This window comes from Phytobacter sp. V69 (genome assembly GCF_965644215.1).
Taxonomy (GTDB): domain Bacteria; phylum Pseudomonadota; class Gammaproteobacteria; order Enterobacterales; family Enterobacteriaceae; genus Phytobacter.
The window spans coordinates 1-14,215 of sequence record NZ_CBFFRL010000001.1; the positions used below are offsets into that span (position 1 = coordinate 1).

Genomic DNA, 14,215 nt, shown 5'->3' on the forward strand with positions numbered 1-14,215 from the left:
GGATTCAGGCAACCGTCTGTGGTGTTTGCAGAGCTAAGATTGGCGGCTTAGCGTTGCACTTCGGAGTTGAATCCGCCAAGTGTTAAACGTTTTTTACCGATATATGAAATATGGGTTGGCCGTATTAATCACTAACAGGGAGACGGTCTATGCGAGGCACTGTGCGCGTACGAAAGAAACTCACAGCCAGAACATTGATGCTGGCGTCTATTTTTATCACCATCACCGCCGGGTTCCTGGTCACCATTGGTCTGCTGCTTTGGCAGTCGATGGGACAACAGGAAACGGTCGCCAAAAAACATCTGCAGCAAATTGCCCTCACGGAATCATTACGCGTTCAGCAACAGCTGGACTCGGCGCTGAACGCCGCGCGCGATTTGGGGAATAGCGCCTGGTCACTGCATCAGGCAGGGCTGGCGGAACGCCGTGGCCTGGACCAACTGCTGAGCGATTATCTGCATCATCATCCTGATTTCCTGTCGATGTCGTTGGCCTTTGAAGCCAATACATTTGATGGCAAAGACGCGGAATTCGCCGGTAAAGCAGAGCAGGATCCGGCTGGTCGCTACGCGCGTTACGTTGACCGCGATAACGGCGGCAACACGGCGCTGCACAACCTGGTGGATTATGAAACGCCGGGCAGCGGCGACTACTATCTGCTGCCCCGTCAGCGCCAGAAAGAGGTGATTATCGAGCCGTATATTTACCCCTATAACGGCGTGGATGTGATGCTGACCTCCATCGCGGCACCGATTATCCGCGACGGAAAATTCCAGGGATCCGTGACCTCGGACTTCTCGCTGGAAACGCTGCAAAAAATGATTGGCGCAATCAAGCCGTGGGATGGCGCGGGGTACGCGGTACTGCTCTCGGCCGACAATAAAGTGGTTTCGAGCCCCGATAAGGCGGCAGCGGGTAAACCCTGGACGGGGACCATTGGCGGGGAAGCGGTGGTGCGCGCGGACGATGCAATATTAAAAGAACCGGCATTTGTCACCTGGCGCACCATCGAGATCGGTAACAGCCAGACGCCGTGGAAGCTGGCGATTGTGACGCCGGTGAGCGTGGTGATGGCCGAAGCCTGGCACTACCTGCGTAACGCCATCATCCTGATGATCCTGAGTATTATCGTTGTCAGCGTGGTGGTGGCAATGGTGTTCACCCGTAAGGTTGCGCGCCCGGTGGGCGGCGAGCCGACGGAGGCGTCAGAGATTGCGCTGTCGGTGGCGCGGGGGGATTTGAGCAATCAGATCCCGGTGCGTAGCGGCGATACCAGCAGCATCTTCTATGCCCTGCATACCATGCAAGGCCAGCTCCAGCGCATTGTCGGCAGCATTAACGATGCCAGCCACTCCGTGCGGGCGGGGAGCAGCGAAATCGCGGCGGGCAACCTCGATCTGGCTTCCCGAACCGAAGAGCAGGCGGCGGCGATTGTGCAGACGGCAGCGAGCATGGAGCAAATCTCCGTGACCGTGAAAAACAACGCCGAGAATGCGCATAAGGCGACGTCACTCACCCAGAACGCGGCGCAGATTGCCGGGCAGGGCGAATCGCTGGTGGGCGAAGTGGTGGACATCATCGGCAAGATCGATGAGAGCGCGCATAAGATTGGCGATATCAACAGCATCATCGACAGCATCGCCTTCCAGACCAATATTCTGGCGTTGAACGCGGCGGTTGAAGCAGCCCGCGCAGGCGAGCAGGGCAGAGGTTTTGCGGTGGTGGCGGGTGAAGTGCGTAACCTCGCACAGCGCAGCGCCAGTGCGGCGAAAGAGATTTCGGCGCTGATTGAGGAGTCGTCCGGGCGCGTCAGCAAAGGGGTGGCGCTGGTGAATGAGACGGGGTCGATGATGAAGCAAATCATCGAATCGGTCTCAAGCGTGCATCTGGTGATTGCCGAAATAGTGCAGGCGCTGGATGAGCAAACCAGGGGCGTGAGTCAGGTGAGCGTGGCGGTAAATCAGATGGATAGCGCCACCCAGCAAAACGCCTCGCTGGTGCAACAGATTTCCGCCGCCGCCATGTCGCTCGAGGAGCAGGCGAAGAATCTGGAAGAGACGCTGGCGTTCTTCGCCGATGCGCGGGAAAGCTATTCGCACTGATTGCCCCCGGTGGCGCAGCGCTTACCGGGGCTACGGCTGGTGCGGTTCGTAGCCCGGATAAGGCGCTTGCGCCGCATCCGGGAGAATTCCCCGGTGACGCTGACGCTTACCGGGGTTACGGCTGGTGCGGTTGGTAGCCCGGATAAGGCGCTTGCGCCGCATCCGGGAGAATTCCCCGGTGGCGCTGACGTTTACCGGGGCTACGGTTGGTGCGGTTGATAGCCTGGATAAGGCGCTTGCGCCGCATCCGGGAGAATTCCCCGGTGGCGCTGACGCTTACCGGGGCTACGGCTGGTGCGGTTGGTAGCCTGGATAAGGCGTTTACGCCGCATCCGGGAAATAACCTTCCTGCCACTTCATACATCTGCAATATAACGGCAGGGCATTTATACAGACTGCTTTCACCTCTCTGACTCACTCACATAAAACCCCTATACTGCTAAAAAACATAAAAATGATTCATTTTTCCGATGATACAGGCAGGGTGACGGATGGAAACGGCGAGCTTTCTGGGGCATCTTTCGCAGCAGATGATATTGTCTGCGCCTTTATTTTCATTAATTGCGTTAGGTTATTGTTTGGGGCGTTTTGCGGGCTGGCCTGAATCAGCGAGCAACGTGTTTAATCGGTTCTGTTTCTCCGTTGCGCTACCCTGCATGCTTTTTAAGGTCATGAGCAAGTTCTACCAGAGCCCGCCGGTCGATATGCGTTTGCTAATTGCCTATTTTGGCAGTTGCCTGCTGATTTATATTGTCGGGCGCATTGTGGCAAAAAGCGTTTTTGGCCTGGATGCGATCTCCGCATCGGTATTTAGTCTGGGCGGTATTTTCTCTAATAACGTCATGCTCGGCATTCCCGTCGCGGTTATTTTGCTGGGACCGGCGAGCCTCGCCTCGGTCGCCCTGGTGCTGGTCTTTAACAGCCTTATTTTGTGGACGCTGGTAACGGTCTCTGTGGAGTGGGCGCAGAGCGGTAGTTTTTCCTGGAAAGGTATCGGAAAAACGCTGGTGAATGTGCTGCGTAACCCGCTGATTATCGGCATCTTCTCGGGCTTCGCCTGGAGTGCAACCCACCATCCGCTCCCGCAATTTATTGATGGTCCGGTCTCAATGCTGGGGCAGGTTGCCGCGCCACTTACGCTGGTGACCCTGGGCATGAGCCTCTCCCACTATAAAATCAGCCAGGGACTGCGCGAGAGCTCGGCCATTTGCCTGATCAAACTGGTGCTGATGCCGGGGCTTATCTGGCTTATCGCCTGGATGCTGCATTTGCCGCAGCAGGAAAGCCAGGTGGTGGTGCTGTTGGGTTCAATGGCTGTCGGGGTAAACGTCTATTTAATGGCGCAGAAATTCAAAGTGTTACAAGGGGCGACGGCAACCAGCATGCTGATTTCAACCCTGCTTTCGACCATTACCACGCCGCTGCTGATGATCATGATGTCCCGCCTCTACCCGGCATGGCCGTAGGGTGTTCTCCAGCAGGGCACGACTGCGTGCCCTGCTAAACGCGTATTACAGAATATCGTCCACTACGCCGCCATCCACGCGCAGCGCCGCCCCGGACGTGGCAGAAGCCTGCGTTGAACAGACATAAACCACCATATTTGCTACTTCTTCCACGCTGGCCGCCCGCTGGATAACCGAGCTGGGACGGTGGCTCATCACGAATTCTTTCGCCAGCGTTTCCAGCGACTTGCCGGTTCTGGCGACTTCATCCTGCATCATGGTGGCAAAGCCGTCGGAAATGGTCGGGCCGGGCAGCACGCTGTTCACCGTCACGCCGCTGCCGGCAACGAATTTCGCCAGTCCGCGCGCCAGAGAGAGCTGGGCCGTTTTGGTCACCCCGTAATGGATCATATCGGCAGGAATATTGCGCGCTGATTCTGAGGAGATAAATACCACCCGGCCCCAGCCTTTTTTCACCATCGCCGGCAGCAGTGCACGGGAGAGACGCACGCCCGACATCACGTTGGTTTGCCAGTAATTTTCCCAGGTGGCGTCGTCGGTTTCATAGAAATCCTGCGGCCCGTAAATCCCGGCGTTATTCACCAGAATGTCGGCATCCGTAACCGCGCTCAGCAGGGCTTCCACCCCTTCGGCACCGCTTAAATCGGCGATGGCGGTGCGTAATTTCGCCCCCGGTACACGTTCTTTCAGCGCCTGGAGCGCTTTGTTCACCGACGCTTCGCTGCGCCCGTTGAGGATCACCTCGGCGCCGCTTTCAGCCAGCCCCGTGGCAATGGCAAAACCGATGCCGCCAGTGGAGGCGGTGACCAGCGCAACTTTCCCGGTAAGATCTATTTTCATCCTCTGCTCCTTCATCTTTATGAACACAAACCGTTAAGCGTAGCAGCCAGCTCGCGGGTGAGTGTTTTCGACGCTGACGCCACGTGGGGGCTGACTTATGCAATTCCTGGCATTACTTTTCTGGTTTTATTGGTTCCCTCACATTACCCACTCAACCAGAATAGCAATCACAAAATATATTCCGTGATATACCCATCATTCTTCAAGTTGCAGGTGTGTCGGCTACATTCGTTCACCCGAATCACTTACCGACGTAAGCTCATCGGGACTCTCTCGCTTGCCGCCTTCCTGCAACTCGAATTATTTAGGGTATGCGCCTTCTGATTTAATTTTGCCACCCCGTGCGGGGGGTAATTTTTGGGGACAGAAAAACGAAATGAAAAAACACAGCATCTTAGCGTTATTATTGGCTTTGAGCGGCACACAGCAGGTTATTGCCGCCGAGCAAACTGTCCCGGCAAAAAATAATTTTACCGTTACGGCAGATGAAACATTAAAAGTAAAACTCCCGGCGGAAATCCAAAAGCGTGGATATATTGTCGCCGGAACCAATCCTAATACCCCGCCGACCACCTTTTACCAGGAAGATAATAAAACGCTGGCCGGGCGTGAAATCGATATTATGAGCGCCGTGGCAGAGCGTCTGGGCGTGCAGGTGCAATGGCACGATACCGGTGGCTTTGACAATATCATCCCGGGTCTTAAATCCGGTCGCTACGACGTGGCGCTGTCCAACATCAACGCCACGCAAAAACGCCTCGAACAGGTCGATTTTGTTAGCTATTACGATGCCTCCCGTCTGGGCGTGATTTCCCGTAAAGATGCCAATATTCCCGAGTTCACTGAGCTGACGCAGGTGTGCGGGAAAGAGATTGGTGCAGGCGCGGGTACCACCCAAATTAACCGTCTGAATGAAGCCAGCAAGGCGTGTGAATCCCAGGGTAAATCACCTATCAATGTCGCGGTCTTCCCGGATCGTCCGGCCGGGGTTCAGGCCGTGGTGAGCGGTCGCGTACCGATGTTCTTCGGCCCGTATGAAGGGCTCACCTGGCAGGTCAAAACCGTCAAACCGCTGACCATGAGCGGGCAGATCAGCGTCAACGATGCGCCGGTTTCCATTGCGTTCCCAAAAGACTCGCAGCTGGAAGTGGCGGTACAGGCTGCGCTCAACTCGCTCATCAAAGACGGTACCTATCAGAAAATTTTGGATCACTGGTCAATTGGCTTTGGCGCAGTAAAAGAGTCCAAACGTAATCAGGAAATTTTCTAATGTCGCACTCCACACCTCCCGCTTCTCAGGATGCGCTACGCATCATCGGTAAACGCTACTACGGGCGCTGGTTCAGCGCGCTGGTGGTATTACTGCTGTTGGCCGGGTTGCTGCACTCTATTTTTAATAACCCGCGTTTTGAGTGGCATGTGGTGGCGGAGAGTTTTACCGAAGATTCTATTATTAGCGGTGTGCTGATGACGCTACAGCTCACCGCTATTTCGGTGGTGTTGGGCTTTGCCGGGGGGACGGTGCTGGCGTTAATGCGCCTCTCCTCCAACCCAGTGCTGGTTGCCGTCAGTTGGGGATACACCTGGTTTTTCCGTGGTGTACCGATGCTGGTGCAGCTGTTCCTCTGGTACAACATTGCCGCGCTTTACCCTACCGTCTCATTGAGCCTGCCAGGGATTGGCGAATTCTTCAGCGCGTCATCGAATTCTCTGGTTAGCCCCTTTAGTGCCGCGGTGATTGCGCTGGTGATGCACCAGTCGGCCTATGCGGCAGAGATCATTCGCGCGGGTATTCAAAGCGTCGGGACCGGACAACTGGAGGCTGCCCGCGCGCTGGGCTATACCCGCTCGCAAATCTTCCAGCATACGGTGCTGCCGCAGGCCATGCGCGCCATCCTGCCGCCCGCGGGCAACGAAGTGATTGGTCAGTTGAAAACCACGGCGGTGGTGTCGGTTATCTCGCTGCAGGACGTGCTCTATTCGGCGCAGATTATCTATCAGCGCACCTATGAAGTGATCCCGCTGCTGCTGGTGGCAACCTTGTGGTATCTGGTGTTGACCTCTGTGCTCTCCATCGGCCAGTTCTATGTGGAGCGTTACTTTGCCCGTGGCGTAAAACGTGAAACGGCGAAGGTCTGGTTTGCCCGCAAATTGCCGGTCTATCTGTTCAATGCAAGGAGAGTGAGCAATGGCTGAGACGATTGAATTACGCAACATTACCAAGCGCTTCGGTGGACAGACGGTGGTGGATGCGGTGGATCTGGACGTAGATGCCGGGTCGGTTACGGTGATCCTTGGGCCTTCCGGCTCGGGTAAATCCACGCTGTTACGCTGCATTAATCATCTGGAAAAACTGGATGCGGGCACTATTCGCATCGGCGGAAAGCTGGTGGGTTATGAGCAAAAAGGGCAGGCGCTGTATGAAGTGAGCGACAGAAAAATCGCCGCACAGCGTAGCCGTATCGGCATGGTGTTCCAGCAGTTTAATCTGTTCCCACATCGCACCGTGTTGCAGAACATTATCGATGCCCCCATCCGGGTAAAAAAACAGCCCCGGGCGCAGGCGGTGGCGAAAGCGCGGCTGCTGCTCCAGCAGGTGGGATTATCCGGGCGTGAAAACGACTGGCCGCAACAGCTTTCCGGCGGCCAGCAGCAACGCGTTGCGATTGCCCGTGCGCTGGCGATGGACCCGGAAGTGATGCTGTTTGATGAACCCACCTCCGCCCTGGACCCTGAGCTGGTGGGCGAAGTGTTGCAGGTGATCAAGGCGCTGGCCCATTCTGGGATCACCATGGTGATTGTTACCCATGAAATCGGCTTTGCCCGTGAAGTGGCTGACAACATCGTCTTTATGGAATCCGGCAAAATCATTGCCTCCGGTCCGGCGCGTAAGGTGCTGGAAGAGAATGCCAATGCTCGCGTGACACATTTCCTCTCCACGGTTCTGTAACCTATGTCCTCCCCCGTGACCCATAGCTCCCACTGGGGAGCGTTTACCGCCCAGCGCGTGGCGAACGAGCTGAAAATAACCCCGTTTGCCGCCGACCCGGACCCCAGCCCACTGCTCGACAACTTCACCGATGCCTTAACTCACCCGGCACGCGTGACCCAGCCGATGGTGCGAAAAGGCTGGCTGGAAAACGGCCCAGGCCCGGATACGCGGCGGGGAGCGGATGAGTACATCGCCATTGGCTGGGAGCAGGCGCTGGAACTGGCGGCAAAAGAGTTACAGCGTGTGGCTGAACAGCATGGCCCGCAGGCCGTGTTTGGCGGCTCGTATGGCTGGTCGAGTGCCGGGCGCTTTCACCATGCGCAAAGCCAGGTACACCGTTTTCTCAATACCACTATTGGCGGCTACGTGCGTTCGGTCTGGTCTTACAGTTCGGCGGCGGCATCGGTGATTCTGCCGCATATCGTCGCGCCGCAAGATGAGATCTCCCGACGCGGCGTGAGCTGGCGGGAAATTGCCGAACACAGCGACATTGTTCTCGCCTTTGGTGGTCTGGCGCTGAAAAACGCCCAGGTTGCCAGCGGCGGGATGAGTGAACATACCGAGCGCGGTTATATGCAGCAGGCGGCGCGTCGCGGGGCAACGTTTATTTCCGTTAGCCCGCTTCGTAGCGACCTGCCAGAAGAGGCCGCAGGGGAGTGGCTGTCGATCACGCCCGGTACCGACGCGGCGCTGATCCTCGCGTTACTGCACACCCTCCATCAGCAGCGGCTCACGGACGAAGATTTTCTGGCCCGCTACTGCACCGGATGGCCAACGCTGGTGCGCTATTTCCTCGGTGAAGCCGATGGTACGGTCCGCGATGCGGCCTGGGCTCAGGCCATTTGCGGCATTCCGGCAAGTCGCATTATCGCGCTGGCGCAGCGGCTGCACGGTAAGCGTGTGCTGGTTACCGTAGCGCATGCCTTACAGCGTGCCCAACATGGCGAACAGCCGGTGTGGCTTGGGCTGGTGCTAGCATCCGCATTGGGGCAACCCGGTTTGCCGGGCGGTGGGTATACCTATGCGCTTGGGGCGCTGGGCCATTACGTTAAGGCATTTAATCGCGTCTCTTTCCCGTCGTTGCCGCAGGGCAAAAACGGCGTTGAGGCGTTGATTCCGGTGGCGCGTATTGCCGACATGTTGCTTCACCCCGGCGAACCCTTTCAGTTTAATGGCGTCGAACGGCGCTACCCACATATCAAACTGGCCTGGTGGGCGGGGGGAAATCCGTTTCATCATCATCAGGATCTGGCACGACTGCGCCGCGCGTTTTGCCGCCTTGATACCTTAATTGTTCACGAGCACAGCCTGACGGCCACCGCGCGCCATGCTGACTTGATCCTGCCTGCCACCATGACGCTGGAGCGGGAAGATGTGGGTGGTGCGCCCACCGACCGCCATCTTTTTGCCATGCACCCGGTGGCAAAACCGGTTGGGCAAGCCCGCGACGACTTCGCTATTTTTCGTGATATCGCCGCGCGTCTTGGCAAGGAAGAGGCCTTTACCGAAGGGCGCAGCGTGCGCGAGTGGTTACAACATCTGTACCAACAGATGCAGCAAAAGCTGGCGGAAATAGACTATTCGGTGCCGGACTTTGCCGGGTTCTGGCAACAGGGGGTACTGACGCTCCCGCAGGTGGATGACGGTGGGCGTTTGATGCGTCGTTTTCGCGCCGACCCGCAGGAAAATCCGTTACCGACGCCGGACGGAAAAATCCAGATCTTCTCTGCCACCATCGACAGCTTTGCCTATGCCGATTGCCCCGGCCATCCGGTGTGGCGGGAACCAGATGAACAGCCGGACGCGTTGCATCCGCTCTGGCTTATCGCCAATCAGCCAGCCACGCGATTGCACAGCCAACTGGATTACGCACGACACAGCGCGAAGCATAAACAGCAGGGTAAAGAGGTGTGTCTGATGCACCCGACGGACGCGACGGCACGTGACATTGGTGATGGGGACATTGTGATGCTGCATAACACGCGTGGGGCCTTGTTGGCGGCGGTGAATCTGTCGCAGAACATTAAACCCGGCGTGGTCCAGTTGCCGACCGGTGCCTGGTATGACCCGGTGGACCCGCAGGCGGAACGTCCATTGTGCCGCCACGGTAATCCGAATGTGCTCACGCGCGATATTGGCACCTCTGCGCTTGGCCAGGGCTGCAGCGGGCAGATTACGGTCATTCAGGCGACCCGTTTTACTGGCGATGCCGGGCCGGTTCAGGCCTTTTCGCCACTTATCTCAGCAGTAAGCCGCGAATAGCCGCTAAATCCTCTGGCGTATGCAAACGTGTCTGCTCGCGCCAGCGGGCGCGGGTTGGTTCATCGACGTCAGGCAGGCACTGGCGTAACTTCTCTTCCAGATTTACACACTGAGCCAGCAGCGCCTGGCGTGTTATCTGGCTGATAAGCTGTTCGCCGTTGTGCAGTTGCAGCGTCAGGCGGTGAAAGCGTGCACCGGGATTTTGTGCATCCGGCGGCGCGGATGGATCCGCAGTCCGGGTGACGCGTGCCGCCAGCGCGGCCGTGGTCGGGTCAACGGCGCGGGCATCAAAGCGAGTAAGCGCCAGCTCGCCGTGCAGCAGGCATTCTGCAATGACGTATTCGAGATTAAAACGCGCCTCGACCCCTGTTGATGGTTGACGGACAAAGGCCGCAACATCGCCACCGGGCGGGAAGGCTACGTCGAGACTCTCTATCGCCTGGACTAGCGCGTCGACGGTTTTTCCTGCCGCCAGCCACTGTTTGCGCAGACGCAGTGCCGCCAGTGCCGCGCCGTGTGTGCCGCTACAGGTCGGCCACGGCTTAAACTCAAGGCCTGGCGTGATAATCCGCCACGGTGCGCCCCAGTCAGCAAGAAGCTTCTGTGGTTGCTGCGTGTTGGGGCTGTAGGCCGCGAGGAAACTCTCCAGCGCACCGGTGGTAGAGGCCCTGACATCCTGCCGGGCGAGCTGGATTGCCGTTACCGCTGCGCGTGCGGCAAAGCCCGCATGCAACGGTTTGATATCCGAGCCAAACTGGACGCGTAACCCGGCGGACTGAGTCGCGGCAATGGCAAGGGCGCTGGCGATGTGGGTTGCCTCTGCACCCACCAGCCAGGCCCCCGCTGCCGCGGCAGCGATAACGCCCAACGTGCTGGTGTTGTGAAACCCCTGCACGTAGTGCCCGCCACCGACGGCCAGCCCTAATCTGCCTGCCATTTCAACGCCCACCACAAAAGCATCCAGCAGACGCTGTGGCTCTTTTCCGCTGAGTGCCAGTAGCGTGGGTAAAATTACCGTGCCGGGGTGGCCGCGAAAATCCGGATGGAAATCATCAAAGTCGAGCGCGTGTCCGCAGTAAGCCAGACGCAGCGCCTGTGACTGCGGGTCATCTCCGGGCCAGATTGCGCGTATTGTCTCCCGCGTGGCATCCGGCAGGGTGCCATTGACCACGGGGAGCGCGACGGCAAAAAAGTCCAGCACGCCCTGTCGAGCCTGCTCGCGAGCGGCCTCATCGGGTTCGCTGGCGGCAATTAACCGGGCAAGGTCGACCGTCAGGTTGCTCATGCTGTTGCCTTTGCCAGTGCGGCGATGGCGAGCTGTGCCAGCCAGTCAGCGGTCGGATAGAGCGCGGCGTCGTCCACGCGGAACTGCGGATGGTGCAGGGCGAAAGGTCCCCCGGAGCCAATCATAATAAACGCGCCGGGTAGCTTCTGCTGGTAAAAGGCAAAGTCTTCACCAATCGGATTGGCCGGGATACGGCGCACCTCAAAGCCCGCCTGTTCACCGGTCTCCAGCGCCAGGTCGACCCAGTTTTCACTGTTCACCACCGACGGTGGACCCGGTTGCCAGTCGAGCACGATTTCGGCGTCAAACGTGGTGGCGAGACCGCGCGTGACGTCACGGATACGGCGCTCAATGTTTTCACGAACACTCTGACTAAAGGTGCGCACGGTGCCTTCCAGCCAGGCACTGTCAGGGATAACGTTCCAGGTACTGCCGCTGTGTACCTGGGTAATCGACAGTACGGCGTTTTCATTGGAGGCGACGTTACGGCTGATCAGCGTCTGTAAGGCGCTAATCAACTGTCCGGCAATCACGATAGGGTCGTTACCTTCGTGCGGTCGCGCGGCATGGCTGCCGGTGCCGGTAATATCAATGCGAAAACGATCCACACCTGCGGTCAGGACACCGGCTTTACTGCCCATCACTCCCACCGGAAGCGCCGGGTCGTTGTGGATGCCAAAGATGGCGCTCGCACTGTCCAGCGCGCCGGTGGCGATTACCGCAGGAGCACCCTGGCCGGTCTCTTCGGCAGGCTGGAACAGAATCCGCACCCGGCCCCGCAGCGTGGCTTCCTGGGCTTTGAGTAAGATGGCTGCGCCAAGCGCCGCCGATGAGTGGAAATCATGGCCGCAGGCGTGCATCACGCCTGGGTGCTCGGAGCGGTATTCCACCCCCGATTTCTCTTCAATCGGCAGGGCGTCGATATCGGCACGCAGCACAACCAGCGGGCCGGGATGCTGCCCACCAATTTCGACGACCAGCCCGGTGGGTAAATCCAGCGGCAGAATGTGAATCTGATACTGCTCCAGCACCGCGCGAAGACGGGCGGTGCTGGCGAATTCTTCGTTGGAGAGTTCCGGGAAACGGTGCAGTTCGTGGCGAAATTCGGTGAGCCAGAGGGCTAAATCATGGGTATCTGTCATGGTTTACTCATCAGGGTGTTTGGCGGGCGAGCCAGCGAGTATGGGCTGCCTCATCAAGGATTTTTTTCATAAACAGGGTGATATGGCCTTTCCCCAGATCCGCTGTGTGCTGTGGTGCAAACCCCCAGCCCTGATACAGGGTGATAAGCCAGGGGTGGTGGATGGCCGTACCCAACGAAATCGCGGGGGCGCGCAGCCTGTCGCGTACGATATGGGTCTCCACCCAGTCATATATTTGCTGCCCGCGCTGCTGACCGCGAAAGCGCGGGTGGGCGCCAAACCAGCCGATATGCGGAAGGCAAAAGGGGCCAGGGAGCGGCCCCCACGGGTAACGCAGGGTGACGGAGGCCACCAGTTCATCATCAACAAACAACCCGTACACCCCATGCTGTTGCAGGTGTTGCTCGACCTTCTCCAGCGTGGTGGTGGCGGCATCGAAATGAACCCCCAGCGCCAGCGAAGGCGCATAGGCGGCGAGCATCAGCGACAGGTAGGCCTCGCTATCGGCCAGACCGAGCTGTCGATACTGTTCGCTCATGCCTGCTCCTGTTCCAGCACGAGATCGGCGGCACGCAGGACATCCGAGACTTTTTCCACGGCGCTGCCGAGATAGCGTGCCGGGTCGAACCAGGCGTCGAGGTCTGCGCGGGTGAAGGCATCGGCAAATGCCGGTGTCTCTGCCAGAACACTTTTAAAATCGCGCCCGGTCTCAAAGGCGTTCATCGCGCAGGTATACACCAAATGATGGGCGGTCTGTTTGCCGAGGGTTTTGCCCGCTTCGAACATCACCTTCTCTGACAGCAGCAGCCCGGCCTGGATATCCAGGTTAGCGCGCATTTTGGCGTCGTTGACCGTCAGGCCGCTCAGGATCCCCTGGGCGTTTTGCAACTGGGCAGAGAGATAGAGGCAGATTTCCGGCAACGCCAGCCATTCAGCACGCCAGCTCATTGCATCGCGCTCATGTTCCACGTGCATGGATTCGTAAATCAGCGCGGCGCTTTTGCGAATCGGTGGCGTCAGGCTTGCCAGCCCTTCGATGGCCGCCGGATTACGCTTATGTGGCATGGTGGTGGAGCCGATTTTCCCTTTGCTGAACGGTTCTTCGACTTCGCCGATTTCACTGCGCATCAGGTTGTAAAGCTCATTGCCGATTTTGCCCAGCGAGCCGCTAATCAATACCGCCACCGATGCGAATTCGCTCAGTCTGTCACGAGCAGACTGCCAGCCGATGGTCGGGCACGCCAGACCGAGCAGGCGCAGCGCTCTGCGCTCCACTTCCGGGCCCTGCGCGCCGAGTGCAGCATTGGTGCCGATGGCTCCGTTGATATTACCGGTGAGCACGCGTGGGGTAATTTCCCCGATGCGCGTCAGGTGGCGCAAGAATTCGTCCAGCCAGACGGCAGCTTTAAAGCCGAAGGTGGTGGGCAGCGCCTGCATTCCGTGGGTGCGGCCGACCATCAGCGTGTGCTGGTGACGTTCGGCAAGCTGGCGCAGGGCGCGGGTGACCCCAAGGGCATCACGGCGAATAATGGTCAGCGCCTGGCGCAGTTGCAAAATGGTGGCGGTATCAACGATATCCTGCGTTGTGGCGCCGTAATGCAGATATTCACCCGCCGGTCCGCATTGCTGCTGCAGTGCCGTCAGGGTTGGCATAAACGAGTGTTTCATCTGCCCGGCCTGGGCGGCGATATCGCTTAACTGTAATTTTTCCGGTTGGGCGCGGCGGATAATCTCTTCGGCGGCCTCGGCGGGAATCACGCCCAGCTCGCCTTGTGCCTGTGCCAGCGCAACCTCAACGGCCACTTGTTGGTGAAGGCGATTTTCTTCCGACCAGACGGCACGCATTTCCGGCGTAGCGAAGTTATTGCCAATAATTAAAAAGTCGATGGGATGCGATGCCATTATTTTCGTTTGCCTGTCGATGAAATGAGAAAGTGCAATAATGTGAACCCTTATTTTCTGTAGGTATCTTCACGGATGGATATATCACCGGGCAAGGCATTTGTTGCTTTATCCATTATTCTTCTATCGATATGAAAATAGAAGAAATGGAGATTATTGTTTTTAATTTTTATTTTTGTAGCATGGGGAGATAAAGCGAAATAATTCGCCCACACATGGAAATG

13 protein-coding genes are annotated in these 14,215 nt (G+C 58.0%); 7 read left to right on the forward strand and 6 right to left on the reverse strand.

The window, feature by feature from the left end; all coding sequences use genetic code 11:
- Positions 1-149: 149 nt before the first annotated feature.
- Positions 150-2,102: a methyl-accepting chemotaxis protein gene (locus ACSZPU_RS00005; RefSeq protein ID WP_498994195.1), complete on the forward strand. Its 1,953-nt coding sequence runs from the start codon at positions 150-152 to the stop codon at positions 2,100-2,102.
- 30 nt (positions 2,103-2,132) lie between these two features.
- Here ACSZPU_RS00005 and ACSZPU_RS00010 read toward each other — a convergent pair whose 3' ends face one another.
- Entirely contained in the window at positions 2,133-2,264 is a 132-nt protein-coding gene (locus ACSZPU_RS00010; RefSeq protein WP_498994197.1) for a hypothetical protein, read from the reverse strand.
- 16 nt (positions 2,265-2,280) lie between these two features.
- On the opposite strand from ACSZPU_RS00010, the gene ACSZPU_RS00015 reads away from it, so the two are divergent.
- On the forward strand, positions 2,281-2,409 hold the full coding sequence (locus ACSZPU_RS00015) for a hypothetical protein (RefSeq protein WP_498994199.1): 129 nt from the start codon (positions 2,281-2,283) through the stop codon (positions 2,407-2,409).
- A 184-nt stretch (positions 2,410-2,593) separates the two neighbouring features.
- The gene (locus ACSZPU_RS00020; protein WP_498994200.1) at positions 2,594-3,568 is read left to right on the forward strand and encodes an AEC family transporter; all 975 of its coding nucleotides are present in this window, start codon (positions 2,594-2,596) and stop codon (positions 3,566-3,568) included.
- Between the two features lie 45 nt (positions 3,569-3,613).
- Here ACSZPU_RS00020 and ACSZPU_RS00025 read toward each other — a convergent pair whose 3' ends face one another.
- Positions 3,614-4,408, reverse strand: a complete 795-nt coding sequence (locus ACSZPU_RS00025) for an SDR family NAD(P)-dependent oxidoreductase (RefSeq protein WP_498994202.1) — start codon at positions 4,406-4,408, stop codon at positions 3,614-3,616.
- 376 nt (positions 4,409-4,784) lie between these two features.
- Between ACSZPU_RS00025 and ACSZPU_RS00030 the strand changes: the two genes are divergently transcribed.
- Genes ACSZPU_RS00030 through ACSZPU_RS00045 form a run of 4 tightly spaced genes read left to right on the forward strand, consistent with a single transcriptional unit; the run spans position 4,785 to position 9,662 of the window.
- Positions 4,785-5,678 carry an ABC transporter substrate-binding protein gene (locus ACSZPU_RS00030; RefSeq protein WP_498994204.1) on the forward strand — a complete coding sequence of 298 codons (894 nt, stop codon included), beginning with the start codon at positions 4,785-4,787 and terminating at the stop codon, positions 5,676-5,678.
- The gene (locus ACSZPU_RS00035) at positions 5,678-6,604 is read left to right on the forward strand and encodes an amino acid ABC transporter permease (protein WP_498994206.1); all 927 of its coding nucleotides are present in this window, start codon (positions 5,678-5,680) and stop codon (positions 6,602-6,604) included. The genes ACSZPU_RS00030 and ACSZPU_RS00035 overlap by 1 nt, the downstream gene beginning before the upstream one ends.
- Positions 6,597-7,358: an amino acid ABC transporter ATP-binding protein gene (locus ACSZPU_RS00040; RefSeq protein WP_498994208.1), complete on the forward strand. Its 762-nt coding sequence runs from the start codon at positions 6,597-6,599 to the stop codon at positions 7,356-7,358. Before ACSZPU_RS00035 ends, ACSZPU_RS00040 begins: the two co-directional genes overlap by 8 nt.
- Positions 7,359-7,361: 3 nt before the next feature.
- On the forward strand, positions 7,362-9,662 hold the full coding sequence (locus ACSZPU_RS00045; protein WP_498994209.1) for a molybdopterin-dependent oxidoreductase: 2,301 nt from the start codon (positions 7,362-7,364) through the stop codon (positions 9,660-9,662).
- Here ACSZPU_RS00045 and ACSZPU_RS00050 read toward each other — a convergent pair.
- The 4 genes from ACSZPU_RS00050 to purB are packed head-to-tail and all read right to left on the reverse strand — an operon-like array spanning position 9,637 to position 13,991.
- Positions 9,637-10,947, reverse strand: a complete 1,311-nt coding sequence (locus ACSZPU_RS00050; protein WP_498994211.1) for an MmgE/PrpD family protein — start codon at positions 10,945-10,947, stop codon at positions 9,637-9,639. The two genes, ACSZPU_RS00045 and ACSZPU_RS00050, sit on opposite strands and share 26 nt — an antisense overlap.
- Positions 10,944-12,089, reverse strand: a complete 1,146-nt coding sequence (locus ACSZPU_RS00055; protein WP_498994213.1) for an amidohydrolase — start codon at positions 12,087-12,089, stop codon at positions 10,944-10,946. The genes ACSZPU_RS00050 and ACSZPU_RS00055 overlap by 4 nt, the downstream gene beginning before the upstream one ends.
- Positions 12,090-12,099: 10 nt before the next feature.
- Positions 12,100-12,627, reverse strand: a complete 528-nt coding sequence (locus tag ACSZPU_RS00060) for a GNAT family N-acetyltransferase (RefSeq protein WP_498994214.1) — start codon at positions 12,625-12,627, stop codon at positions 12,100-12,102.
- The gene (purB, locus tag ACSZPU_RS00065) at positions 12,624-13,991 is read right to left on the reverse strand and encodes an adenylosuccinate lyase (protein WP_498994216.1); all 1,368 of its coding nucleotides are present in this window, start codon (positions 13,989-13,991) and stop codon (positions 12,624-12,626) included. Before purB ends, ACSZPU_RS00060 begins: the two co-directional genes overlap by 4 nt.
- Between the last annotated feature and the right edge of the window lie 224 nt (positions 13,992-14,215).